Genomic DNA, 24,577 nt, shown 5'->3' on the forward strand with positions numbered 1-24,577 from the left:
CGAGCAGGGAGAAATGAAATTCCAGCGGCCGGCGATTTGGCAGAAATTTCTAGCGGCGGAATCACCGCAGATCGATCGCCAGAAGCTCTTCGTCGATGAAATGTCCATCCACTTGGAGTGCATTCTTCTCCAGCCCGTACGGCTCGAAGCCGAGTGCGTGGTAAAGCATTCGGGCGGCCTCGTTATGCGCGGCCACGGTGCACTGGAGGATGACCCTCTGCATACGTGCATGGGCGATGATAGCCTCGACCAGCGCACGCCCGACACGGGCACCGCGCATTTCCGGCGCTACGAAGACGGCGACCATCATCGCCTTGTGGCGCATCTTCAGGCGCGGATTGGGCACATAGGCGGCCATGCCGACGAGCGTATCGCTGGCGAAGGCGCCAAGGCTGAGTTCGGGCGTCTCGGGCACCACGCGGCGCGCCATCTCCGCGTCCGACATCAGCGCATCTTCCTGCTCGCTCGCGCCGAAGGCGTCGGGGTTCGAGCGAAGCGCGGTCAGCCGCAACGCCCGATAGGCGTCGAGATCGGTGAGCGAGAGGGCGCGGATGGACACGCTGCGCTTTGCGGAACCTGTCATACTCAGCCTTTCTTGGTCGCGCCGATCGAATACGACATCGGAATGCGCGGCAGGCCTGGCGGCAATTCGAACTGATCCAAACCGGTCTCGATCATCCCCGGAAAGGCGCGCCAGACGATGATTTCGTGCTCGCGCAGGAAATCGATCGCCAATCCGGCCCCGATCAGCGCGCCGATGACGTCGCTGATCGGATGAATCCATTCGTAATTGCGCGTGTTGGTCAGCGGCCGCTCGTCGCCGGTGTAAGTCTGCGTATCGTCATAGGTCAGCGGCTTGGCGGATGGCGTGCGCCAGTCGGCCGTCAGTTCGAGTTTCCCGTCGCGCAGTTCGTATTGATAGAGCTGCGGATGGCCTTCGAGCAGATAAAGCGTGCCGCCCGGCTTCAACACGTCCGCCACCACCTGCGCCCAGGCCCGGATATCCGAAAGCCAGTTGATCGCGCCCCAGGTGACGAATGCCATGTCGTAGGTCGCGCCGAGCGCCTTGGGCGCATCGTAGATCGAAGCCTCGACGAAGCGCGCCTCGGTGCCGGCCTGTCTGGCGAAATCGCGGGCAGCAGCAATGGCGCGCGGCGAAAAGTCGAGACCCGTCACGCTTGCCGCGCCGAGATGCTTCAGGCTCAGCGTGTCGAGACCGATGTGGCATTGCAGATGCACGATGTTTTTGCCGGACAGGTCTCCGATCTCGCCCGCCTCGAGGTCGTGCAGCGCGGAGCCACCTTCGAGGACGCTGGCGATCCGGTAGAGCCCGGTCGTGTCGGTCGCATGCAGGTCGGCGCGGTCGTTCCAGTTCGCCAGGTTCGCTTCCGTGAAATGATCCATCCGTCGCTCTCCTCCCGTTGGTGCCGTCGGTCGCAGCGGCACATATGAAAATGGCGGCCAACGGCCGCCATGTTCGAAACCGATCTGTGCGGAAGACTATTCCGAAGCAGCGGCTTCCTTTTCCGCCTCGGCAGATGCGGCCTTCTCGGCGGCTTCCGCTGCAGCCTTCTCGGCTGCCAGAGCCTGCGCGGCGGCAACCTTCTCGGCTTCGATGCGGGCCTTCTCGGCGTTCAGCGCATCGCGCTCGCCATCGTTGAGCTTGCGGGCGCGAACGCCGGTGTTCTCGACGATACGAGCCGACTTGCCGCGACGATCGCGCAGATAATAGAGCTTGGCGCGACGAACCTTGCCGCGGCGAACCATCTCGACGGCCTCGACCATCGGGGAATAGACGGGGAATACGCGCTCGACGCCTTCGCCGTAGGAAATCTTGCGAACCGTGAAGCTTTCCTGGAAGCCCGCGCCCGAACGCGCGATGCACACGCCTTCATAGGCCTGCACACGCGTACGCGTGCCTTCGGTGACGCGCACCTGAACGCGGATCGTATCGCCGGGCTGGAATTCGGGGAGCTTGCGCTTTTCTTCGATCTTCGCGGCCTGTTCGGCCTCGAGCTGACGGATGATGTCCATCGCCTTACCTCTTCTTGTTCTTCGAACAGCCAGAGCGCTCGACCCTCGCCATGCAGCAGCTTTGGCCGCCTGGCTATGTCTCCCGACCACAAAGGCCGAACGACAGGAGCGAATTCACCGTAATTGTTGACGGGCCGGGACCATCCCGGATCGGTGGCGGGCTAATACAGCGTTTCAAGCCGCTTGTCACGCGTCTCCACTGCGTTTTTTGGTAGGTGGCGGTTCAAGACACGCGCTCGCCAAATCCGGCCGGCGCTCCATCGTCAGACCCTCAGCCTGCGCACGGCGCCACTCGGCGATCTTCCTGTGGTTGCCCGATAGAAGCACCTCAGGGATCGCGCGGCCCTCAAAATCCTGCGGGCGTGTGTAATGCGGGTGCTCCAGCAGCCCGCCCTCGAAACTCTCCTCGGTCCCGGATGCTTCGTTGCCCATGACGCCGGGCAGCAGCCGCACGACCGCATCGAGCAGAACGAGCGCTGCCGGCTCGCCGCCCGACAGGATATAGTCGCCGATCGAGACCTCCTCGAGACCGCGCGCATCGATCACGCGCTGGTCGACGCCTTCGAAGCGGCCGCACAGGATCACGACGCCGGGACCGGCCGCCAGATCGCGCACGCGCGCCTGGGTCAGCGGCTTGCCGCGCGGGCTCATCAACAGGCGCGGGCGATCGTCGTCAGCGGGCGAGGCGGCATCCACCGCCTTGGCGACGATGTCCGCGCGCATCACCATGCCCGCGCCGCCGCCCGCCGGCGTGTCGTCCACCGTCCGATGCTTGTCCGAGGCAAAGTCGCGGATCTGCACGGCATCGAGCGACCATGTGCCGGCCTCCAGCGCGCGGCCCGCGAGCGACACGCCGAGCGCGCCTGGAAACATCTCGGGATAAAGCGTCAGCACGGTGGCGCGAAACGTCACCGGTTGCCTCCCGCCGATGTCGGGCCGCGCGGGCGATCGTCGGGCGCGCCCTCGCCGGCGTCTGCGTCCTCGTCGTCGTCATCCAGCAGACCGGCAGCCGCGCTGTCGATCTGGATCAGCCCATCGGCGATCGACACTTTGGGGATGGCGGCAAGGGTGAACGGGATCAGCACCGAGCGCCTGCCTCCGAGCGTTACCTCGACGATGTCGCCGCCGCCGAAATTGTGCACGGCATTGACCGTGCCGATCGGCTGGTCGTTTTCGTCGCGAACCGACAGGCCGACGAGATCGGTCTGGTAGAATTCGTCGTCATCGAGGTCGTCGGGCAGGGCGGCGCGATCCACGAAGAGCTCGAGCCCGGTCGCAGCCTCCGCCGCGTTGCGATCGGCAATCTCCTTGAAGCGCGCGACGACGACGGTCTTCGCCGGGCGCAACTGGCCGAGCGTGAGTTTCCGCCCATCGGCGGCGTAGAGCGGGCCGTAGTCGCCGAGCGCCATCGGGTCTCCGGTGAAGGTCTTGACCCTGACCTCGCCCTTGATGCCATGCGGCGCGCCGATGATGGCCATCAGGACTGGATTTTGCGGCTTTGCCATTCTTGTCTCTCAAGCTTGATCTACGCGCTTTAGCCCCGCGCGGGCGCGGTTTCAATTGCGTTGCCTTCATCTGTCGCTAACCCAAACCCCGCAGGATGCCTCCAACGTCAGCGAAGTGATGCCCAGATGGACGAATTTCTGATCTCCGCACGGCCGGACCTGCACGCGGCACGCACCGAATGGCTCGGCTCGCTGTCGCGCGAGCGGCGCCTGTCTGCGCTAACGGTCGAAGCCTATGAGCGCGACACGCGCCAGTTCCTGCAGTTTCTCACGGCGCATGGCGGTGGCGCGCCCGGCCTTGCAGACATCGCCGACCTGAAGCCGATCGATCTTCGCGCCTTCCTGTCACACCGGCGGACCGGCGGGGCCGGCCCGCGATCGCTCGGACGAGGTCTGGCCGGAATCCGCTCGCTGCTGCGCTTTCTCGAAAAGCGCGGCCTCGCCAACTCCGCAGGCGCGGCGGCAATGCGCGCGCCCCGTCAGCCGAAATCGCTGCCCAAGCCGCTGACGGCCGCCGATGCCCGGCGCGTCGTCGCCGCTGGCGAGCAACTTTCCGAGGAACCGTGGATCGCTGCCCGCAACGCGGCCGTGCTGACGCTGCTGTACGGCTCGGGACTGCGCATTTCCGAAGCGCTGGGCCTGACGGGCGAAGCGCTGAAGGACGCCTCGCAATCCGCTTTGCGCATCACCGGAAAGGGCGACAAGACGCGCATCGTTCCCGTTCTGCCCATCGTCGTGTCCGCTGCCGCCGAGTACCGGCGGCTGTGTCCCTACCACCTCGCGGACGGATCGCCATTCTTTCGCGGCGCGCGTGGCGGGCCGCTTCAGCCGGCGATCATCCAGCGCGAGATGCAGAAGCTGCGATCGGCGCTCAATTTGCCCGACACCGCGACGCCGCACGCGCTGCGCCACTCCTTCGCCACCCATCTGCTGGCCAAGGGCGGGGATTTGCGCACGATCCAGGAATTGCTGGGCCACGCCAGCCTCTCGACGACACAGGTCTATACCGGGGTGGACACCGCGCGCTTGCTGGAAGTCTACGATGCCGCGCACCCGAGGGCCTGATCGCGCGTGCCGCGACTTTTCACGACCGGTTTAACCGTTTTGCTGCCAATCGACGCTAGAAAAGTTGCCATGACACAGCAATCCACCATGGCGGATCGCGCCTCCAGCCTTGCCCTGGGGGTGCTCGCAGCGATCAACATATTGTTTTTATTAGCCTTTATGGCGACGCTGATGTTTGGCAGCGGACAGGCGTACGCGCAGGATACCGTCCAGTGTACCGGCAGCGACATGCTGGCGGAAATGGAGCGGGACGATCCGGATCGTCTGGCCCTCATCAGGGCCGAGGCATCGAACATTCTGAACGGCGAAGCGGTGCTCTGGAAAGTCGAAAAGGATGGCATCGCCGCCTCGTGGCTGTTCGGCACGATGCACATGTCAGATCCGCGCGTCCTCACGCTCGGCGCAGGCGCCCAGGCCGCGTTCGACGCGTCGAGCACGGTGGTGATCGAGACGACCGACGTTCTCGATCAATCGAAAATGATGGCCGCGATGATGGCCCAGCCGGAACTCATGATGTTCACGGACGACACGACGCTCATGTCTCTGTTCTCCCAAGACGACCGTGAGACCGTGGAAGATGCGCTTTCGAAGCGCGGCATTCCGCCGGCGAGCGTCGCCAAGATGAAGCCCTGGATGCTGGGGGCCATGGTGTCGCTGCCGGCCTGCGAACTCGCCCGTAAGGCCGCCGGCGCACCCGTGCTCGACACCAAGCTGGCAGCCGATGCAAAGGACGCAGGGAAAGCGCTGAAGGGGCTGGAGACCGTGACGGACCAGCTCGGCGCGATGGCGTCTCTTCCCATGGAGTTTCACATTCAGGGGCTGGTCGACACGCTGAAACTCGGCGACCGCATGGATGACGTCATCGAAACGATGATCGTGCTCTATCTGGAGGGAGAAACCGGCACGTTCTGGCCGTTCTTTCGCGCCGCCCTGCCGTCTGACGGCAACACCGAGGAGGGCTTCGCTGCCTTCGAGGAAGCGATGATCACCGCGCGAAACAAGACGATGGCTGAACGTGCCGAGCCGATCCTGAACGAGGGCGGCGCCTTCGTCGCGGTGGGCGCCTTGCACCTTCCCGGCGATGACGGGCTCGTCGCTCTCCTGCGCGCCGACGGCTATCGCCTCACGCCTGAGCGCTGACCACCGACGCATAGTCTCGAACAAAAAGGGCGAGCCACGCGGCTCGCCCTTTTTGTTCGGCATGCCAAGTCCAGCTTACTGGTTGGCCGCAGGCGCATCACCAGCCGGAGGCGTGGTCGGAGCCTGCTCCGTCGGGGCCGGCGCGGTAGCGTCCGGAGCCGGGGCCGTATCGACCGGAGGCGCAGCCGACGGTGCAGCGGGCTCAGGCGTCGTCTGCTCGGGAATGACAGCCGTCGTACCCGGATCAGTCGATGGGCCGGTGCTGAATGCAATCAGCGCGATCACCAGAAGTGCCGCAATGACGCCGGCAGCGATAAGTCCACCGCGTCCGCCACTCGGCTGAACGACAGTCTGGTTCGCGATCCGGGGATCAGCGGCCGGATCGCTGTAAGGCGAACGAGGCGCTGCGGGATCGGTATGGTGCGGATCAGGAATTCTAGGGTCGGCCATGATCATTCTCCACATTTTGTGTTGCTCGGTCAGTGCCTATCAACGTGATCGCCCTCCCAGAGTTCCAAAGCCGGCTTTTGCCATGAAGACCAGGGCGCGGCCCGACGACGCGAACATCCCACAAAACGCCGGAAAACTTAAGATAATCAAATAGTTGAGAAATGCGCAGGCTTTTGTACCCAGAATTCCCCTTCCCTTCGTCCGCGACTGTGATAGCCAGTCCCAATGGCTCAGAAGAAGGCTCATGAGGTCGAATCCTGGTTGCGGCGTCCCGATCCGGCGATCCGCGTGGTGCTCTTTTATGGACCGGATCGCGGCCTTGTTTCCGAACGCGCGAAAGCCTTGGTCAAGCAGTCGGGTCTCGATGCGGACGATCCGTTTTCCTCGGTTCGTCTCGATGCGTCCGAGGTCGAAGCCTCACCTGGCAGGCTGACCGACGAGGCCGGCACGATGCCGATGTTTGCGGCGCGACGTCTTGTCTGGGTACGGGGCGCAGGTGCCCAGAAGCAGCTTGCCGACGAGGTCAAGGCGCTCGCCGCCGCCCCGCCGCCGGATGCGCTGATCGTGATCGAGGCCGGTGATCTGAAGAAGGGCGCGGCTCTGCGCAGCGCCATCGAGGCGGCGTTCGGCGCGATGGCGCTGCCCTGCTATGCCGACGAGGGTCGGACCATCGACGGCGTCATAGACGAGGTTCTCGCGCGCGAAAATCTGACGATCGCGCTCGATGCGCGTCATGCCTTGCGCGCCAATCTCGGCGGCGACCGGCTGGCGACCCGCAGCGAGATCGACAAGCTTGCGCTCTATTGCCTCGGCACAGGCGAGATCACGCTGGCCGACGTTCGCGCCACCGTCGGCGACGTGTCGGGCTCCGGCGTCGATGACGCGATCGATGCCGTGCTCACCGGGCAACCGGTAGAGTTCGACACCGCCTTCACCCGCCTCGTGTCCTCGGGCACGAATCCGTTCCTGCTTCTGGCTGCCGCGCTTCGGCAGTTCCAGCTACTCAACCTGATGCGCGGGGAAATGGACGGAGCCGGCAAGCCCGCCGGAGCCGTCGTGGCTTCGGCGCGGCCTCCGGTTTTCTTCGCGCGCAAGAAACTGGTTGAAGGAGCACTTCAGCGATGGCAGGCGCCGGCTTTAGGGCGGGCACTTGAACGGCTCCAGGCCGCGATCCTGCTGACCCGCCAGAGGCCTGACCTCGCAACCGCGACCGCGCGACAGGCGCTCATCGCGCTGCTGGTCGAATCCGCGCGCGCCCGCCGTTAGAGCATCGGACCGAAAAGTGGAATCCGGTTTTCGGATGATTCCGATGCTCAAACCGAGGGCGATCTAGATTGTAAGACAGCGGCGCGAAGGCGCGACTGCCCATCAGCCCTGGAGTTTACGGCAGAGTTCGTCCAACTGCTCGAGCGTCTTGTAGGCGATCTTGAGTTCGCCGCCCTTTTTGCCGTGCGCGACGGTGACCTTGAGCCCCGTCACGTCCGAAAGGGCCTTTTCGAGCGCAAGCGTATCGGCATCCTTTTCGACCGGCGTGGAAGGCGTGCGCGCGGCAGGTGTTGGCTGAGTCGGCTGTTGCGCCAGCGCTTCGGCCTGACGAACCGAAAGGCCTTCATCCACGATGCGATGAGCCAGCCCGGCCGGGTCGTCCGAGGTGACCAATGTCCGCGCGTGGCCGGCGGACAACTCTCCAGCGACGAGCATCTCACGAATGACATCCGGGAGTTTCAGCAACCGCAGCGTGTTCGCTACATGGCTGCGGCTCTTGCCGATGACCTGGCCGAGATCGGCTTGCGTATAATTGTGGTCGTCGATCAACTGCTGGTAGCCGAGCGCTTCCTCGACCGGATTGAGATCGGCGCGCTGCACATTCTCGATAATGGCAAGTTCGAGCGCTACCCGGTCGTCGACATCGCGGATGATAACCGGCAACTCATTCAGTCCGGCGCGCTGCGCCGCCCGCCAGCGCCGCTCGCCCGCAATGATCTCATATCGATCGGCGGAATGCGGGGAGGGGCGCACCACCACCGGTTGCACGATGCCATGCTCACGGATGGACTGCGCGAGGTCGGTCAGCTCCATCTCGCCAAACGTACGTCGCGGGTTGCGCGGGTTCGGGGACACGAATTCGATCGGCACGCGACCATCCGCCCCCACGCTTGCCGGAACGGCGGCGGCCGGCTGCACGGGCTTGTCCATCTCGCCAATGAGAGCCGCGAGGCCCCGGCCGAGGCGTTTGCGGGAAGGATCGTCGTTCATATCGAAACCGTATCGTTCAGCATCGGACAGAGGATCAGGCAGCACGCAGCCTGCGCTCGCGTCGAATGACTTCCGAAGCAAGCTGCAAATAGGCCTGGCTGCCGCTGCATTTCAAATCGTAGAGGATGGCCGGCTTGCCGTAGGACGGCGCTTCGGAAACCCGGACATTGCGCGGGATCACGGTTTCATAGACCTTGTCGCCCATATGGGCGCGCACGTCCTCGACCACCTGATTGGCAAGATTGTTACGACCATCGAACATCGTCAGCACGATGCCCTGGATCGTCAGTTCCGGATTGATCGAATTCCGGATCTGTTCGACGGTCTGGAGCAACTGGCTGAGCCCTTCGAGCGCGAAGAACTCGCATTGCAAGGGGACGAGCACCGAATCGGCCGCCGCCATCGAATTCAGCGTCAGAAGGTTGAGAGACGGCGGACAGTCGATCAGCACGTAACCGAAATCGACCCCTTCTCCGGCAGCGCGCCGCAACGCGTTCCTCAGCCGCAGCACACGATCGGGCGCGGCCGCGATCTCCATCTCGATACCGAGCAAATCGAGAGTTGACGGAATGATATATAAGCCGGGCACGGCGGTCGGCATGGCCGACTCGGCAACGCCGGCCTCACCCGTCAAAAGATCGTATGACGATACCGACCGGTCCTGGCGATCGATGCCGAGTCCAGTGCTGGCATTGCCTTGCGGGTCCAGATCCACGATCAGCACCCGTTCGCCGATCGCGGCGAGCGCGGTGGCGAGGTTGATGGCCGTTGTGGTCTTGCCGACGCCGCCCTTCTGGTTGGCGACTGTGATGATGCGGGGTCGCGATGTCATGGCGCGTTCGTTCTATCGCTCGCTTCGTTGTCCCGGCGGCGTTCAAGCCTGGATATCTCCAGGATGCGGCTCTCCGGATCGATCTTGCTGACATGTTCTACCAGATCGAATCGCCAGGCGTCATGACTTTCGACAATCTCCGACGCGTAATCCCGGCCTTTGTGAAAGAGCGCGGTTGCGGTCTTCGTCAACCATGGAGCGGACAGATTCAACAAGAGGGGCAGGGGCGCAAGGGCCCGCGCCGTCACCACTTCAGGCACGGCGACGCGGTCTGCGGCATCCTCTATCCTGCAAATATGCACCTTGGCAGGCGCCCGCAGGCTTCCCAGAACAGTGCGAAGGAACGCCGCCTTCTTGTTGTTGCTCTCGACCAATTCGATCGACGCGCCGGGTCTGTCCATCAGCAGAATGGCCATGATGGCGCCGGGAAACCCGCCACCGGATCCGAGATCGAGCCACTTCGATGCAGTTGGCTGCAGCGCCGCGAGTTGCGCGCTATCCAGGATATGCCTGCGCCATAGGCTGTCGAGCGTCGAGGGGGCTGCGAGATTGATGCTGGCCGACCATCTCCGGAATTCCCGTTCGAACGTGACAAGCCGTTCAAATGTTTCACGTGAAACCGGTCCAGCGACATTTTGGAGTTCGTCGTAGCGATCGCTCACGCTGCGCCCTGTCGTGCTAGATCCTGGCGAAGGCTCGAAAGCAAAATAGCCAGGGCGGCCGGCGTCATACCCTCTATGCGCTGCGCCTCGGCTATTGACCGCGGTTTCCGCGCAGCCAGCTTCTGCTTCAATTCGTTGGAAAGACCGGGAAGGTGGCTGAAATCCAAATCCTCTGGAATCGCGCGAGCCTCTTCGCGTCGCAGGACGGCGACGTCCGCCTCCTGCCGATCGAGGTAGACGGCATAGCGCGCCTCGGTTTCGAGCCGCTCTACGACGGACCCGTGAAAGCCTCCCAACTCGGGCCAGATCGCCGTGAGCCGCGCCATGTCGATATCCGGATAGGCGAGGAGCTCGTAAGCAGTGCGGCGTTGTCCGTCCTGATTGAGGTTCAAACCGCTTCGCACAGCCATGTTCGGCGTGACCGACAGGCTTTTGGTAAGCGCGCGTGCGCGGGTCAACGCCGCGCTGCGCTCGGTGAATCGGTCCACCCGCGCGGCGCTGGCGATACCGAGCTCGACGGCTTTTGGCGTAAGCCTGTCATCCGCGTTGTCGGCACGCAGCGACAGCCGAAACTCCGCCCGCGACGTAAACATCCGGTAGGGCTCGCTGACGCCGCGCTGCACAAGGTCGTCGATCAGAACGCCGATATAGGCATCGCCGCGTCCGAATGTGACAGCGTCGAGCCCTTGCGCGGCGCGGGCCGCATTCAATCCTGCCACGAGTCCCTGCGCGGCAGCCTCTTCATACCCGGTGGTGCCATTGATCTGGCCTGCGAGAAACAGGCCCCCGACCTTGCGCGTCTCGAGCGAATGCCGGAGCTCGCGCGGATCGATGTGATCATATTCGATCGCATAGCCGGGTTGAAGGATTCCCGCGCGCTCCAGACCAGGGATCGTGGCTACCAGCGCCTCCTGCGCATCACGCGGCAGCGAGGTTGATATACCATTAGGATAAACCGTATCGTCGTCCAGCCCTTCGGGCTCAAGGAAGATCTGATGGCCGTCGCGGTCGCCGAACTTGACAATCTTGTCCTCGATCGACGGGCAGTAACGGGGGCCGACCCCCTCGATCGAGCCGGAATACATGGCCGAGCGATGCAAATTGGCACGGATCACCTCATGCGACTTGTCGGTCGTGCGCGTGATGCCGCACGCAATCTGCGGGGTGCTGATCACATCCGTCATGAGCGAGAACGGAACCGGATCAATGTCGGCCAATTGCTTGTCGAGACCGTCCCAATCGATGGTTCGTCCATCAAGCCGCGGCGGGGTTCCGGTCTTCAGCCGGCCCAGCGAAAACCCGAGTCTCGCCATGGTCGCGGACAGGCCGATCGATGCGTTCTCGTTCATTCGGCCGGCGGGAAATTGTTCTTCTCCAATATGGATCAAGCCGCGCAGGAAGGTGCCGGTCGTCAGGACGACACTTGAACATGCGAGATGATCGCCGTTTGCAAGGACGACGCCGTCTACCGCGCCGCCATCCATGCGGATATCCAGGACCTCGCCTTCGACGATATGGAGATTCTCCTGAGCGTCGATCGCCTCCTGCATTGCGAGCCGGTAGAGCTTGCGATCCGCCTGTGTACGGGGGCCGCGGACCGCCGGGCCCTTGCGTCTGTTGAGCAAGCGAAACTGAATTCCAGCGCGATCGGCAACCCGGCCCATCAATCCATCCAGCGCGTCGATCTCGCGAACGAGATGTCCCTTACCCAGCCCGCCTATGGCCGGATTACAAGACATGACACCGATATTGTCGCGCTTCATGGTGACCAGCGCAGTCCGCGCGCCGGCGCGCGCGGAAGCCGACGCGGCTTCGCAGCCGGCGTGACCTCCACCTATGACGATGACATCATATGTCGTTGGCATGACTCGCTCCATGGAAGGTACGGTGCATGATCCCGGAGCGATAGACTGTCAAGAGCCGGCGTCACGTTTCACGTGAAACAACACACCGACGGGCACCCTCACTGTTTCACGTGAGTCAGCGACGCTGCCAGCGTTTCGCGTGTTTCACGTGAATCACTTCCCGATGCAGAATTGCGAGAAGATGACGCCGAGCAACTCCTCGACATCCACGGCTCCGGTGATCCGACCAAGCGCGTCACCCGCCAAGCGAAGCTCCTCGGCGCGTAACTCCAGATCGGCTGCCGGCTCCCCGGCAGCGTTCGCAACGTGCCCTGCGCACATTGTCAAAAGCTCTACATGACGAGCCCGAAACGGAACGATGCTCGTGACGGAACCAGCGTCGGCGGCTTTTGAAGCGATAGCGTCCAGCAGGCCGTTGAGACCTTCTCCGGTATGACTGGATACGAGGTGGTCGAATTCCTCACGTGCATCCGCTGTCTGCAGATCACGCTTTGTCCCGATCCTCCATACGGTATTCTGAGGCACCGATAGCGGGGAGGGTAAATTCCTATCAGACGAATCGATCAGCTCAAGAATCAGATCCGCATTTGCCGCTGCGGCCAGCGCCCGTTGGACCCCGATCACCTCGACGATATCGGTCGTGTCCCGCAGGCCGGCCGTATCCGTAACGATGATTTTGTAGCCCGACAGATCAAGGACGACGTCGATCGTATCGCGTGTGGTACCCGGTACGTCCGTGACGATCGCCACGTCCCGGCGCGCCAATGCATTGAGAAGGCTTGATTTTCCCGCATTGGGGGCGCCGATCAGCGCGACGCGGAAACCCTCGCGCACGATTTCCGCTGCGTGATAGCCCGTCAGATGCTGCTCGATCTGCGAATGCAGCGAGCGCATGGACTGCCAGACTTGATCCGATACCGAACCCGGAACATCGGCCTCGTCCGCAAAGTCCAGCTCAGCCTCGATCATGGCGCGCGCATGAAGAAGTTGATTGCGCCAACCCGCGTAGAGCTTTGCCTGGCCGCCGTCCGCGTGTGTGACGGCGAGCCGACGCTGTGCCTCGGTCTCTGAAGCGATCAGATCCCCCAATGCTTCAGCGCCTGTGAGATCGACCTTTCCATTGATAAAGGCCCTGCGGGTAAATTCCCCGGCTTCCGCGTGGCGAAGCCCCTCAAAAGTCGTCAGAAATGACAACATAGCCTGGACAACCGCCTTGCCGCCATGCAGATGGAACTCGACGCATTCCTCGCCGGTGAAGCTGTGTGGCGCGGGGAAGTAGACCACGAGCCCGCGATCCAGGACGGTTCCATCCTGCTGCCTGATTGTACAAAGTTCCGCTTTGCGAGATGCAGGGATGCGTCCAATTGCGCCGCGAAGAACCGGCTCGACGTCGGGTCCCGAGACGCGAATAACCGCCACGCCGGACGGCAAGCCTCCGCTGGACAGGGCGAAAATCGTATCCCGGAACATGAACCTCGCTCCCAGAATTGTTTCGGAAACGAATCGGAGGCCGCGAGGGCCTCCGATTGAACTTTGTTACGTGTGCGAATCGATTGTCTCGACCCGCGCCTACGTGTTCATGGAATCGAAGAAGTCCGCGTTCGACTTGGTCTGCTTCAGTTTGTCGATCAGGAACTCGATCGCGTCCGTCGTTCCCATCGGCGCCAGGATGCGGCGAAGCACGAAGATCTTCTGGAGATCCTGACGCGCGACCAGCAGGTCTTCTTTGCGCGTTCCAGACTTCAGGATGTCCATGGACGGGAAGATGCGCTTGTCCGCGACCTTGCGGTCCAGCACGATTTCCGAATTGCCGGTACCCTTGAACTCCTCGAAGATCACTTCGTCCATGCGGCTGCCGGTATCGATCAGCGCGGTTGCGATGATGGTGAGCGAGCCACCTTCTTCGATGTTGCGGGCAGCGCCGAAGAAGCGCTTCGGCCGCTGGAGCGCGTTGGCGTCGACACCGCCGGTCAGGACCTTGCCGGATGACGGCACGACCGTGTTGTAGGCGCGGCCGAGGCGCGTGATGGAATCGAGCAGGATGACGACGTCGCGGCCATGCTCCACCAGGCGCTTGGCCTTCTCGATCACCATCTCGGCGACCTGAACGTGACGAACCGCCGGCTCGTCGAAGGTCGAGGAGACGACCTCGCCCTTCACCGAGCGCTGCATGTCGGTCACTTCTTCCGGGCGCTCGTCGATCAGAAGAACGATGAGATAAGCCTCGGGATGGTTGGTGGCGACCGAATGCGCGATGTTCTGCAGCAGGACCGTCTTGCCGGTACGCGGCGGCGCGACGATCAGACCACGCTGGCCCTTGCCGAGCGGAGCGACCAGATCGATGACACGCGCGGAGAGGTCCTTGGTGGTCGGAGCCTCCGTTTCCATGCGCAGACGCTCGTTCGGATAGAGCGGCGTCAGATTGTCGAAATGGATCTTGTGGCGGATCTTTTCGGGATCCTCGAAATTGATCGTGTTGACCTTTAGCAGCGCAAAATAGCGCTCGCCTTCCTTCGGTCCACGGATAGGGCCTTCGACCGTATCGCCGGTCTTGAGCGAAAAGCGCCTGATCTGTGACGGCGAGATGTAGATATCGTCGGGACCCGGCAGATAGTTGGCATTGGCCGAGCGCAGGAAGCCGAATCCGTCCTGCAGAACCTCGACGACGCCTTCGCCGATGATCTCGATGTCCTGTGCCGCGAGCTTCTTGAGAATGGCGAACATCAGCTCCTGCTTGCGCAGAACGCTGGCGTTCTCGACCTCGAGCGATTCGGCGAACGCAATGAGGTCCGTGGGGCCTTTGCTCTTGAGCTCTTGTAGTTTCATTTCCTGCATGTTGCGGAACCTGGATAGGCAAGAAAGGGAGGGAATGCGGGGCGGCAGTGTGTGCGCCGGGGGCGCCCGCTGAAGAACAGTATGCACTACGCCATGCGGGGAGAGAGGTCAGACTCTTAAACGCCAACCTTCCAAAGCGCAAGGTAGGATTTCCAAGCCGTTCTACAAGGGTTTAACCACCACGAGGATCACGATCACCACCATCAGAACGGTCGGGATCTCGTTGACGATGCGCCAGTGTCGTGTCGGTTTTGTGTTGCTATCCCCGGCAAACCTGCGCACCGATGCCGAGAGGTAGCCGTGAACGCCGGACAGCAGCAAGACGGCCGCGATCTTGGCATGCAGCCAGCCCCCTGAAAAACCGAAGCCCCGCCAGGCCAGCCAGAGCCCCAGGACCCAGGTGACGACCATCGCCGGATTGATGATCGCCCGCAAAAGCCTGCGCTCCATCACCTTGAAGGTCTCGGACGTGTCGGAACCCGGTTCGGCCTGCGCATGATAGACGAAAAGGCGCGGCAGGTAGAGCATCCCGGCCATCCAGGAGATTACCGCGATCACATGGAATGCCTTGATCCAGTCGTACCACGACACCGGCGCAGCCAGAAACAATGCGGCCGTCAGTCCGGCGACGATCAGCAGCGACACGAGCGCCCGCATCATCGGAGTGCCGGATTTCGATGCGGTAGCACCACTCATGTCGTCGCCTCACGAACCCGCGCCACCATGCGTTCCACATGGGCGATGGGAGCCTCGGGCGTGATGCCGTGACCAAGGTTGAACACCAGAGGGCCGGAACCGAGTTCGCGCAGGATGGCGTCGACACCCTCATCGAGCGCCTTGCCGCCGGCAACCAGTCGCAGCGGGTCGAGATTGCCCTGTACCGCACCGTGCCCCTGGAGCGTCTTTGCCTGGCTCAGCGGCACGGACCAATCGATGCCCAGCGCAGTGATGCCAGTGGCCGCCCTGTAGCCGTCGTAGAGCGATCCAGCACCCTTCGGAAAGCCGATGATCGGCGTGTCGGGATGAACAGCGCGGACCCGTCGCACGATCTCGGCCACCGGACGCATGCAATAGTCCTGAAAACACGCTTCATCGAGGACACCGGACCAGGAATCGAAAATCTGGACTGCGTCCGCGCCGGCATCGATCTGGCGAATGAGATAGTCGGCGGATTGACGGGCAAGCAGGTCGAGCAGATCGCGCATGGCCTCGGGATGCCGATAACCGAAGAGCCGCGCTGGTGCCTGGTCGGGCGTTCCATGCCCCGCGATCATGTAGGTCGCGACCGTCCAGGGCGCGCCGCAGAAACCGAGCAGCGTGGTTTCCTCAGGCAGCTCTTTGCGCAACCGCCGGACCGTCTCGTAGACCGGCGCCAAAACCTCGTGGAAAGCCTCGGTAGACAGCGTGGCAATGTCTTCCATCGCGATCGGCGTCATCACAGGCCCACGTCCTTCCTCAAAGCGCAGGTCACGGCCAAGCGCATGGGGAACGACCAGGATATCGGAAAACAGGATCGAGGCGTCGAAGCCGAACCGCTTGATCGGCTGCAGGGTCACTTCAACGGCGAAATCCGGATTGTAGCAGAGGTCGAGGAAACCACCTGCTCGCTTGCGCGTTTCACGGTACTCGGGAAGGTAGCGTCCCGCTTGTCGCATCATCCAGATCGGTGGCGGGAAAACGGTCTCTCCCCTGAGCACATCAAGGACGATTCGCTTCTTCTCAGCCATTCTTACCCTTCGAGGACCAAGCGCCCTAAAACTAAAAAGACTCTTTTAATGGAATCTTTTGATTCTACGACTCTGTTGGTAACGGCAATTGTCGGTTCTGCACGATCAGGCCGCGAGAAAGACGCTGTAAGCGTTTCCGGTATCGTCAGGATACCCGTGGAACAACTTCGGGGATAACCCTGAAAAAGAGATGAGAATCAGTCTCTTACGGATCGACGAAAAATGCCGGGTTTGGCGCTCGGCGGGACGAAGCGACGCAGCCCCCATTTTCATTCACAGCCCCCTTTCGTTTTCGACGGCAGGGCGAATTGTGGACAAACCGGCCTCTGATACAGTCCGGTCGGAATGCCGGGGAAAACTGTCTCCGTTATCCACACGCACCAACAGGGTACGGGACGGCCTGTGAACAAACAGCAAAGCTTCTTTCATCTCCACATGATCTCCGACGCGACGGGCGAAACGCTGCTCTCGGCGGGCCGCGCGGCTGCGGCCCAGTACAAGGATGCGCGTGCGATCGAGCACATTTATCCGCTAATCCGGACCGAGCGGCAGCTCATCAAGGTGCTCGAGGAAATCGATGAGTCGCCCGGCATCGTCCTCTACACGGTCGTCGATCAGGACCTTGGCCGCCTCATCGACAGCCGCTGCGCCACGATGGGTCTTCCTTGCGTCTCCGTGCTCGAGCCGGTCCTGACGGTCTTCCAGTCCTATCTCGGGGCACCTGCCGGCAGACGGGTGGGCGCGCAGCACGTTCTCGATGCGCAATATTTCCGCCGTATCGACGCGCTGAATTACACGATGGAGCACGATGACGGTCAGCTCTCGAACGACGTCGAGGATGCGGACGTCATCCTGATGGGAATTTCGCGAACGTCGAAGACGCCGACGAGCATCTATCTGGCGAACCGCGGCATCAAGACGGCGAACATCCCCATCGTGTTGGGTGTGCCGATCCCGGAAAGCGTCATCTATGCCAAGAAGCCGCTGGTGGTCGGGCTCGTCGCAACGGCCGAGCGCATCTCCCATGTCCGCGAAAACCGCATGCTCGGCAGTTCCATCGGCTACGACCAGCAATCCTATGTCGATCGCACGGTCATCGCGCAGGAACTCGCCTATGCCCGCCAGCTCTGCTCACGACACGGCTGGTCGACGATCGATGTCAGCCGACGATCGATCGAGGAAACGGCCGCCGCCATCGTTGCGTTGCGCGGCAAGACACGGTAACCGCGCGGCAGGGAAGGATATCTTCATGCCGGATCGCATTGTTCTCGCCTCGGGAAGCCCGTTTCGCCGCAAGATGCTGGCGGATGCGGGTCTGGTCTTCGATGCGGAATCCCCCGAGACAGACGAGCGCGCGGTGGAAAGTGCCGTGGCCAATGCCGGCATGATGCCGGATGATCTGGCGCTGATCCTGGCCGAAGCCAAGGCGCTGGACGTTGCGGAGCGCAATCCCGGCGCGCTTGTCATCGGCTGCGACCAGACGCTGTCGCTCGGCGACGAGGTTTTGCACAAGCCCCGCGATATGGAGGAGGCGCGCCGGCGTCTTCTTGCACTCTCCGGGAAAACCCACCAGCTCAACAGCGCCGTCGTATTGGCCCGTGACCAGCAGGTCGTGTGGCGTCATGTGGGGATTGCCCGGTTGACGATGCGCACCCTCGATCCGGGCTTCATCGGGCGTCATCTGGCGCAGGTCGGCGACAAGGCCTTGTCGAGCGTGGGCGCCTATCAGATCGAGGGCGAAGGCATCCAGCTCTTCGAGGCGATCGACGGGGATCATTTCACGATCGTCGGCCTGCCGCTGCTGCCGCTGCTTGCCAAACTGCGCGACCTGGGAGCGATCGATGGCTGAAGCGGCAAGGAAAGCCTTTATCATCGGGCATCCGATTTCGCATTCGCGCTCGCCGATGATCCATGGTCACTGGCTCGAGAAGTATGATCTTGCCGGCAGCTATGAGCGTATCGACGTCGCCCCGTCCGATCTGACCGCCTTCGTTCGCGGCATGCGAGACAACGGTTTCGTCGGCGGCAACGTCACGATCCCGCACAAGGAGGCGGTTTGCGGGCTTGTCGATCATGTGGACGAAGCTGCCCAATTGATCGGAGCGGCGAACACGCTGTGGTTCGAGGATGGTCGGCTCAATGGATCCAATTCCGACGCGCCCGGCTTTGCGGCGGATCTCGACAATCGCGCGGCCGGCTGGAGACAGGCGCGTGCCGCGCTCGTCCTCGGCGCGGGTGGCGCATCGCGCGCGGTGCTTTTTGCGCTTATCCAGGCCGGCATCCCGGAAATCCGGCTGGTGAACCGCTCGCCGAAGCGTGCGCGCGAACTCGCCGATCGTTTCGGATCAGGCGTTCGCGCCGAGCTCTGGGATGCGCGTAATGAGCTCGCCAGCGGTGCCCAGCTCGTCGTGAACACGACGTCGATAGGCCTGAATGGCGAAGGCGGCTCACCGCTCGACGTCGCCAACCTGCCGGACGATGCGATCGTCAATGATATCGTCTACACACCCCTTCTGACGCCGCTGCTTGCGGCTGCCAGGGCGCGTGGCCTGAAGACCGTGGACGGTTTGGGCATGCTTCTCGAGCAGGCCGTGCCCGGCTTCGAGCGCTGGTTCGGGGTCAGGCCGCAGGTCACCGAAGCGCTGCGGGCACTCGTCGTCGCGGACATCGAGGCGCATCGATGATCATTCTTGGTCTGACCGGCTCGATCGGCATGGGCAAATCGACCACGGCAAAGATGTTCGTCGAGGCCGGCGTGCCGGTTCATGATTCCGACGAGACGGTCCATCGGCTCTATTCCGGGCGCGCCGCGCCGCTGATCGAGGCCCGGTTTCCCGGCGTGACGGCGAATGGCGCGGTCGATCGGCAGAAACTTGCCGGTGAGGTTCTCGACAATCCCGCCGCGATGCGCGATCTCGAAGCGATCATCCACCCGCTGGTGCGGGCTGAGGCCGACGCATTTCTGACGCGCAACCGGGACGCGGGCACGCCCGTCGTGGTGCTCGACATCCCGCTCCTGTTCGAGACCGGCGGCGAGGGCCGCGTCGATCGCATCGTCGTCGTGACCGCGCCGGCCGACGTTCAGCGCGAGCGCGTTCTGGCCAGGCCCGGCATGACGGCGGAAAAATTCGAGGCGATCCGCGCCCGGCAGACCCCGGATGCCGAAAAGCGCGCGCGGGCGGACTACGTCATCGATACGAGCCTCGGGCTGAAAGCGGCCAAAGCGAGCGTGAACGACATCGTCCGCCAACTGTCTGGGGGCGATCGGGCCGAGACATCACGCTGAGCTTGTCGCAGCCATCGTCAGCGTCCATCCTGATCGCGCAGGAGCGAATCGATGCGTGAGATCATTTTCGATACGGAAACCACCGGCCTCGACAACCGCGAGGACCGGATCATCGAGTTCGGCGGTATCGAGCTCGTCAACCGGTTTCCGACCGGGCGCACGTTTCATGTCTACATCAATCCACAGGGGCGCTCGGTGCACCCCGAGGCGCTGGCGGTCCATGGCATCAGCGACGCTCAGCTTGCTGACAAGCCGGTCTTTTCGGCGATTGCCGATGAGCTCGTCGCCTTTCTGGATGGCGCCCACCTCGTCGCTCACAACGCCAATTTCGATATCGGCTTCCTGAATGCCGAATTCGGCAGGCTCGGCATCGGGCCCGTCGATCCGGGGCAGGTGATCGACACGCTCGCGATCGCCCGGCGCAAGCATCCGATGGGGCCGAACTCGCTCGACGCGTTATGCCGGCGCTACGGCATCGACAACAACCACCGCGTCAAGCACGGGGCGCTCCTCGACTCGGAGCTTCTGGCCGAAGTCTATATCGAGCTGATTGGTGGAAAGCAGGCAGCACTTGGGCTCGAAGTCGAGATTCAGGTCGATGCTGCGAACGGCGATGGCGATATCGCGGTCGTGATCGTGCAGCGCGAACGCCCGCTTGCACCACGCCTCAGTGCCGCCGAAGCCGAGGCGCACCGGGCGCTGGTGGACACGATCGGCGGCGACGCGATCTGGCGTCAGGTCGATCAGGCCTATCTCGACGCGTCCACACCCTGACGAAGAAAAGGCCCGGACGATGTCCAGGCCTTTCGCATTCTTATCAAATCTGGCTGGTGCCCGATCAGGCGTTGCCGCTGACCTTGGCCTTCGCCTGTTCTTCCGCCATGCGCTGCTGGAACATCTGCGCGAAATCGATCGGGTCGATCATCAGCGGGGGGAAACCGCCATTGCGCGTCGAGTCCGCGATGATCTGGCGCGCGAACGGGAACAGCAGGCGCGGGCATTCGATGAAGAGGATTGGCAGCATGTGCTCCTGCGGAAAACCCGCCACGCGGAACACGCCGCCATAGATCAGTTCGACATTGAACAGCACGTCGCTGTCGGCCGATGCCTTGGCGTTCAGCGTCAGCGTCACGTCGTATTCGCCTTCCGAGATCGGATTTGCGTTAACGTTGACGTTGATGTTGATGCTGGGTGCCTTGTCGCGGCTGCGCAGCGAGTTCGGTGCGCCCGGGCTTTCGAAGGACAAATCCTTCACATACTGGGTCAGGACGTTGAGCGCGGGCTGCGCGCCGTTGCCGGTCTTCGCCGCGCCTGCGGGTGGCGTGTTCGTTTCTTCGGGTTGCTTGGCCATCAGGCGGAATCCTCTTTCTTCAGCCTCTCACGGCCGGGCATTGAAATCGCGGGCTTGGCTACCATGGCATGTCGGGCCTGACAAGCTTGGCGAACGGCCACGTCCGGAGGCCGGGCCAGTGCTGCAAAGGCGCTATCGATCATCCTTGAGGAAGCGTTTGCGGTCGTCGGGACCGGGTTCCTTCGTATACTCGTCCTCGTCGAGATCGATCGTGTTGGGACCGCGCTGCCTGCGCCATCCACCGGTTGACGCGCCGCCGGCCGTTCCGCCGACGACTACGATCCGGCGCTTCAGAAACTGCCAGCCCAGGTCACGCACCGCGGGAATGAACAGCAACAGCCCGATCGCGTCGGTCACGAAGCCGGGCAGAATCAACAGAACGCCCGCCACCATCACCATCAGACCGTGAACCAGATCGCGCCCCGGCGTGCCGCCCGCTTCCATGGTGGTGCGCATCCGCGACAGGATGCCGAAGCCCTGGACCCGAAGGAGGACCGCGCCGAGAACGGATGTGGCGATCGTCAGGCCGATTGTCGGCAGCACCCCGATCTGACTGCCCACGATGATGAACGCGGCGATCTCGATGAGCGGCATCGCGAGGAAGAACAGGGGTGCAATGGCGAATGGCACGGGATCTCGATCTTTCAGCAGGGTGGGGCGGTGACGTACGGCGTATCCGCTCTAGATAGGTTGTCTGCGCTTTGATTTGAATGATGGCTTGATGCGTTCTATATGCAATGGTGTCGCTGGCAGGTTCTGGTCTTTGCCGGCATAAAGGTTTTTGGCGGACGATATGGAATTTTTCGACTTCGGCACGATCTTCTTTCTCGTCGCGGCGATCGTGATCTTTTTCCAGCTGCGTAACGTGCTGGGCAGACGGACCGGGAACGAACGCCAGCCGTTCGATCCCTACACGTCTGCGCGTACCGGTCCGAAGCCGGAAGCAACGTCGCCTGCCGAGAATGTCGTGTCGCTGCCGCGCCGCAAGGGCAATGGCGAACCCGACGTTGAAGCCTATGCCGCAATCGATGCGTTTGCAAAGCCCGGCACCGACCTGAACAAGGGCATGCGGGCCATTCACGACAACGATCCGACATTCGAGCCGAAGACCTTCGTCGACGGCGCGAAGATGGCATACGAGATGATCGTCATGGCTTATGCCGATGGCGACCGCCGCACGCTGAAGAACCTCCTGTCGCGCGAAGTCTATGACGGTTTCGTCGCCGCGATCGCCGACCGCGAGAGCCGTTCGGAAAAAATCCAGTCCTCCTTCGTCGGCATCGACAAGGCCGATATCGTCGCGGCCGAGATGAAGGGCAGCGAATCGCATGTCACGCTGCGCGTCGTCAGCGAGCTGATTTCGGCGACCCGCAACAGCGGCGGTGAAGTGATCGATGGCGACCCGGAAACCGTGGCCGAGGTCAAGGACGTCTGGACATTCGCCCGCGACACGCGATCGAACGATCCGAACTGGAAGCTTGTCGCCACCGAAGCCGACGACTGATCGGCCGGCCACCTTGCGCGAGGCCGTGCCGTGCCGCTTTCCCCGCTCTTCCAGCCTGTCGCCTTCGGCGATCTTCCCGGCTGGAACGATGACCATCACGCCGAGGCGCTCGCTGCATTTCGCCTGAGCGCGGTCTATGCAACCGGCGCGACCTATCGAACGGGTACGCTTGGCGTCGAGCACGCTGCTTTCACAGACGCGTTCGCCGCAGCGTTGCGGCTCGACGGTCCGAACGACCAGCAGGCCCGGCACTTCTTCGAAACCCATTTCCAACCGATGCGGATCGTCCCCGATGATGCGGCGTCGGGCTTCGTCACCGGCTTCTACGAGCCGCAGGTGAATGCTTCGCCAGTTCGCACGGATGCGTTCAAGGTTCCGCTTCTGGCGCCTCCCGCCGATCTCGCGAAGATCGATGACGGCAACCGGCCAGCCGGGCTCGATCCCTATCTTGCTTTCGGAAGGCAAACGCCGGACGGGATCGTCGAATATCACGACCGGCGCGCGATCGAAGAGGGTGCGCTGGGCGATCGCGCCGAGGCGCTTGCCTGGGTTGCCGACCCGGTCGACGCGTTCTTCATCCATGTCCAGGGCGCAGCGCGGCTCGTGATGCCGGATGGGCGGATGCGGCGCATCACCTATGCGGCGAAGTCGGGCCAGCGCTTTACCGGGGCAGGTAGAATTCTTGTCGACCTGGGAGAAATCCCCCTTGCTGCCGTGACGATGCAGTCGATCAGGGCGTGGCTTGCGGCGCATCCGCACCGTGTCGACGACATCCTCCGCCAGAACCGGTCGTACATCTTCTTTCGCGAGGCCGCGGTCGACGATGCCGGCCTTGGGCCGATCGCGGCCGCGAAAGTTCCGCTTACGGCTGGCCGCTCGATGGCGGTCGACAGGTTGCTGCACACCTTCGCGACGCCGTTCCATGTCGTCGCGCCCTCGCTGGATGCGTTCGGCAGCGCGCCGTTTCGCCGCCTCATGATCGCGCAGGACACCGGCTCCGCGATCGTCGGCCCGGCCCGCGGTGACCTGTTTGCCGGGTCGGGCGATGCAGCGGGCGAGATCGCGGGCGTCATCCGCCACGATGCGGATATCGTCGCACTGGTTCCGGTGGGTCTCGTGCCGGGAGCGGCGGCATGAACGCGAAGGCCGACAAGCCGCTGTCGATGGAAGACCGGATTTTATGGAACCGGGTCGCGCGCTCCACGAAACCCCTGCCAGGCAAGGCGGTCGAGGAGCCGCCGGCTGTCGTCGAGCAGTTCGCCGACCTGCTGGACGCGCCCGTCAAGACGCCGAAGCGAGCGGCAGCCGAGCCTCAACCGGAGCCTTCCCGGCCGAAATCATCGCAGGCGCGCCAGCACGGCATCGATTCTCCGACGCGCGACAAGCTCGCGAAGGGCCGGATCCCGATCGAGGGCAAGGTCGATCTCCACGGCCTGACGCAGAGCGAGGCGCATGCGCTGCTCCTGTCCTTCCTGCATCGCGCCTATGCCGATGGCCGCCGCCACGTCCTGGTGGTGACGGGCAAAGGCTCGTCGCTGGGCAGCGATGGCGTCCTGAAGCGCGCGGTGCCGGCCTGGTTCGCCACGCCGCCGTTTCGCGCACTGGTCGGCGGGCATGAGCATGCCGCACGCAACCATGGCGGTGCCGGCGCGATCTATGTGCGGCTGCGCCGACCGTCCGGCGGTGCGTGATGACACCGTTCGGCGCAAAGATGCGTGAACTCCGCACCGGGAAAGGCGTAACGCAAAAGCAGATGGCGGCGGCGCTTGGCGTCAGCGCAGCCTATCTGTCGGCTCTGGAGCATGGGCAGCGCGGCGCGCCGAGCTGGGCGCTCGTGCAAAAGATCGTCGGCTATTTCAATGTGATCTGGGACGATGCCGAGGAGTTGCAGACCCTGGCGGCCGCGTCGCATCCCCGGATTGTCGTCGATACGTCGGGCCTGTCGGCGCCGGCCACGCTTCTCGCCAATCGGCTCGCATCGGAAATCGGCAAGCTTTCGGACGATGACATCGCGGCGCTGACGGAAAATCTCGAAGCCGCGATACGCAAGAGCAAGAACGCCTGA

General features: G+C 63.1%; 28 protein-coding genes. 12 read left to right on the plus strand and 16 right to left on the minus strand.

Going from position 1 to position 24,577, the window contains the following annotated elements; genetic code table 11:
* Window positions 1-61: 61 nt before the first annotated feature.
* From AAFN55_RS00235 to rimM, 5 genes are all read right to left on the minus strand, one after another.
* Window positions 62-583: a GNAT family N-acetyltransferase gene (locus AAFN55_RS00235; protein ID WP_347796880.1), complete on the minus strand. Its 522-nt coding sequence runs from the start codon at window positions 581-583 to the stop codon at window positions 62-64.
* A 2-nt stretch (window positions 584-585) separates the two neighbouring features.
* Complete coding sequence (locus tag AAFN55_RS00240; protein ID WP_347796881.1) at window positions 586-1,404, minus strand: class I SAM-dependent methyltransferase; 819 nt, start codon at window positions 1,402-1,404, stop codon at window positions 586-588.
* Window positions 1,405-1,500: 96 nt separating this feature from the next.
* A complete protein-coding gene (rplS, locus tag AAFN55_RS00245; protein ID WP_347796882.1) occupies window positions 1,501-2,034 on the minus strand; it encodes a 50S ribosomal protein L19 in 534 nt (177 codons plus the stop codon).
* 186 nt (window positions 2,035-2,220) lie between these two features.
* A complete protein-coding gene (gene trmD, locus AAFN55_RS00250) occupies window positions 2,221-2,946 on the minus strand; it encodes a tRNA (guanosine(37)-N1)-methyltransferase TrmD (protein WP_347796883.1) in 726 nt (241 codons plus the stop codon).
* Window positions 2,943-3,539, minus strand: a complete 597-nt coding sequence (gene rimM / locus AAFN55_RS00255) for a ribosome maturation factor RimM (RefSeq protein ID WP_347796884.1) — start codon at window positions 3,537-3,539, stop codon at window positions 2,943-2,945. Before rimM ends, trmD begins: the two co-directional genes overlap by 4 nt.
* A gap of 126 nt (window positions 3,540-3,665) precedes the next feature.
* Here rimM and AAFN55_RS00260 point away from each other — a divergent pair, with 126 nt between their 5' ends.
* Together AAFN55_RS00260 and AAFN55_RS00265 are read left to right on the plus strand one after the other, a co-directional pair.
* Complete coding sequence (locus AAFN55_RS00260) at window positions 3,666-4,604, plus strand: tyrosine recombinase XerC (protein WP_347796885.1); 939 nt, start codon at window positions 3,666-3,668, stop codon at window positions 4,602-4,604.
* A gap of 69 nt (window positions 4,605-4,673) precedes the next feature.
* The gene (locus AAFN55_RS00265) at window positions 4,674-5,744 is read left to right on the plus strand and encodes a TraB/GumN family protein (protein ID WP_347796886.1); all 1,071 of its coding nucleotides are present in this window, start codon (window positions 4,674-4,676) and stop codon (window positions 5,742-5,744) included.
* Between the two features lie 75 nt (window positions 5,745-5,819).
* On the opposite strand, the gene AAFN55_RS00270 is transcribed toward AAFN55_RS00265, so the two are convergent.
* Entirely contained in the window at window positions 5,820-6,194 is a 375-nt protein-coding gene (locus AAFN55_RS00270) for a hypothetical protein (RefSeq protein WP_347796887.1), read from the minus strand.
* A gap of 225 nt (window positions 6,195-6,419) precedes the next feature.
* On the opposite strand from AAFN55_RS00270, the gene holA reads away from it, so the two are divergent.
* Entirely contained in the window at window positions 6,420-7,460 is a 1,041-nt protein-coding gene (gene holA, locus AAFN55_RS00275; protein WP_347796888.1) for a DNA polymerase III subunit delta, read from the plus strand.
* A gap of 102 nt (window positions 7,461-7,562) precedes the next feature.
* On the opposite strand, the gene AAFN55_RS00280 is transcribed toward holA, so the two are convergent.
* The 8 genes from AAFN55_RS00280 to hemE form a co-directional block, all read right to left on the minus strand.
* Window positions 7,563-8,450 carry a ParB/RepB/Spo0J family partition protein gene (locus AAFN55_RS00280; protein ID WP_347796889.1) on the minus strand — a complete coding sequence of 296 codons (888 nt, stop codon included), beginning with the start codon at window positions 8,448-8,450 and terminating at the stop codon, window positions 7,563-7,565.
* Window positions 8,451-8,484: 34 nt separating this feature from the next.
* Window positions 8,485-9,282: a ParA family protein gene (locus tag AAFN55_RS00285; RefSeq protein ID WP_347796890.1), complete on the minus strand. Its 798-nt coding sequence runs from the start codon at window positions 9,280-9,282 to the stop codon at window positions 8,485-8,487.
* Window positions 9,279-9,944 carry a 16S rRNA (guanine(527)-N(7))-methyltransferase RsmG gene (gene rsmG, locus AAFN55_RS00290; protein ID WP_347796891.1) on the minus strand — a complete coding sequence of 222 codons (666 nt, stop codon included), beginning with the start codon at window positions 9,942-9,944 and terminating at the stop codon, window positions 9,279-9,281. Before rsmG ends, AAFN55_RS00285 begins: the two co-directional genes overlap by 4 nt.
* Window positions 9,941-11,809 (minus strand): tRNA uridine-5-carboxymethylaminomethyl(34) synthesis enzyme MnmG, encoded by a 1,869-nt coding sequence (gene mnmG, locus AAFN55_RS00295; RefSeq protein ID WP_347796892.1) that lies wholly within the window; start codon window positions 11,807-11,809, stop codon window positions 9,941-9,943. Before mnmG ends, rsmG begins: the two co-directional genes overlap by 4 nt.
* Before the next feature lie 153 nt (window positions 11,810-11,962).
* Window positions 11,963-13,279, minus strand: a complete 1,317-nt coding sequence (gene mnmE / locus AAFN55_RS00300; protein WP_347796893.1) for a tRNA uridine-5-carboxymethylaminomethyl(34) synthesis GTPase MnmE — start codon at window positions 13,277-13,279, stop codon at window positions 11,963-11,965.
* A gap of 99 nt (window positions 13,280-13,378) precedes the next feature.
* Window positions 13,379-14,644 carry a transcription termination factor Rho gene (gene rho / locus AAFN55_RS00305; protein WP_347796894.1) on the minus strand — a complete coding sequence of 422 codons (1,266 nt, stop codon included), beginning with the start codon at window positions 14,642-14,644 and terminating at the stop codon, window positions 13,379-13,381.
* Window positions 14,645-14,806: 162 nt separating this feature from the next.
* Entirely contained in the window at window positions 14,807-15,340 is a 534-nt protein-coding gene (hemJ, locus tag AAFN55_RS00310; RefSeq protein WP_347796895.1) for a protoporphyrinogen oxidase HemJ, read from the minus strand.
* Window positions 15,337-16,371, minus strand: a complete 1,035-nt coding sequence (hemE, locus tag AAFN55_RS00315; protein ID WP_347796896.1) for a uroporphyrinogen decarboxylase — start codon at window positions 16,369-16,371, stop codon at window positions 15,337-15,339. The genes hemJ and hemE overlap by 4 nt, the downstream gene beginning before the upstream one ends.
* Window positions 16,372-16,773: 402 nt before the next feature.
* On the opposite strand from hemE, the gene AAFN55_RS00320 reads away from it, so the two are divergent.
* From AAFN55_RS00320 to dnaQ, 5 genes are read left to right on the plus strand one after another with little or no spacing between them, the layout of a single operon-like run.
* Entirely contained in the window at window positions 16,774-17,595 is an 822-nt protein-coding gene (locus AAFN55_RS00320; protein ID WP_347796897.1) for a pyruvate, water dikinase regulatory protein, read from the plus strand.
* Between the two features lie 25 nt (window positions 17,596-17,620).
* Window positions 17,621-18,220 carry a Maf-like protein gene (locus tag AAFN55_RS00325; protein ID WP_347796898.1) on the plus strand — a complete coding sequence of 200 codons (600 nt, stop codon included), beginning with the start codon at window positions 17,621-17,623 and terminating at the stop codon, window positions 18,218-18,220.
* The gene (locus AAFN55_RS00330; protein WP_347796899.1) at window positions 18,213-19,055 is read left to right on the plus strand and encodes a shikimate dehydrogenase; all 843 of its coding nucleotides are present in this window, start codon (window positions 18,213-18,215) and stop codon (window positions 19,053-19,055) included. Before AAFN55_RS00325 ends, AAFN55_RS00330 begins: the two co-directional genes overlap by 8 nt.
* The gene (gene coaE / locus AAFN55_RS00335) at window positions 19,052-19,657 is read left to right on the plus strand and encodes a dephospho-CoA kinase (protein ID WP_347796900.1); all 606 of its coding nucleotides are present in this window, start codon (window positions 19,052-19,054) and stop codon (window positions 19,655-19,657) included. Before AAFN55_RS00330 ends, coaE begins: the two co-directional genes overlap by 4 nt.
* Window positions 19,658-19,708: 51 nt before the next feature.
* A complete protein-coding gene (gene dnaQ, locus AAFN55_RS00340) occupies window positions 19,709-20,431 on the plus strand; it encodes a DNA polymerase III subunit epsilon (RefSeq protein WP_347796901.1) in 723 nt (240 codons plus the stop codon).
* Window positions 20,432-20,495: 64 nt separating this feature from the next.
* On the opposite strand, the gene secB is transcribed toward dnaQ, so the two are convergent.
* Both secB and AAFN55_RS00350 read right to left on the minus strand, forming a co-directional pair.
* Window positions 20,496-21,008, minus strand: coding sequence for a protein-export chaperone SecB (secB, locus tag AAFN55_RS00345; RefSeq protein WP_347796902.1), 513 nt, complete (start codon window positions 21,006-21,008; stop codon window positions 20,496-20,498).
* A gap of 132 nt (window positions 21,009-21,140) precedes the next feature.
* Window positions 21,141-21,638, minus strand: coding sequence for an FxsA family protein (locus AAFN55_RS00350; RefSeq protein ID WP_347796903.1), 498 nt, complete (start codon window positions 21,636-21,638; stop codon window positions 21,141-21,143).
* A 163-nt stretch (window positions 21,639-21,801) separates the two neighbouring features.
* On the opposite strand from AAFN55_RS00350, the gene AAFN55_RS00355 reads away from it, so the two are divergent.
* Genes AAFN55_RS00355 through AAFN55_RS00370 form a run of 4 tightly spaced genes read left to right on the plus strand, consistent with a single transcriptional unit; the run spans window position 21,802 to window position 24,577 of the window.
* A complete protein-coding gene (locus AAFN55_RS00355; protein WP_347796904.1) occupies window positions 21,802-22,512 on the plus strand; it encodes a Tim44/TimA family putative adaptor protein in 711 nt (236 codons plus the stop codon).
* A gap of 30 nt (window positions 22,513-22,542) precedes the next feature.
* The gene (locus AAFN55_RS00360; protein ID WP_347796905.1) at window positions 22,543-23,649 is read left to right on the plus strand and encodes a murein transglycosylase A; all 1,107 of its coding nucleotides are present in this window, start codon (window positions 22,543-22,545) and stop codon (window positions 23,647-23,649) included.
* Window positions 23,646-24,203 (plus strand): Smr/MutS family protein, encoded by a 558-nt coding sequence (locus tag AAFN55_RS00365; RefSeq protein ID WP_347796906.1) that lies wholly within the window; start codon window positions 23,646-23,648, stop codon window positions 24,201-24,203. Before AAFN55_RS00360 ends, AAFN55_RS00365 begins: the two co-directional genes overlap by 4 nt.
* A complete protein-coding gene (locus AAFN55_RS00370; RefSeq protein ID WP_347796907.1) occupies window positions 24,203-24,577 on the plus strand; it encodes a helix-turn-helix domain-containing protein in 375 nt (124 codons plus the stop codon). Before AAFN55_RS00365 ends, AAFN55_RS00370 begins: the two co-directional genes overlap by 1 nt.

The organism is Mesorhizobium sp. CAU 1732 (assembly GCF_039888675.1).
Lineage (GTDB): Bacteria > Pseudomonadota > Alphaproteobacteria > Rhizobiales > Rhizobiaceae > Aerobium.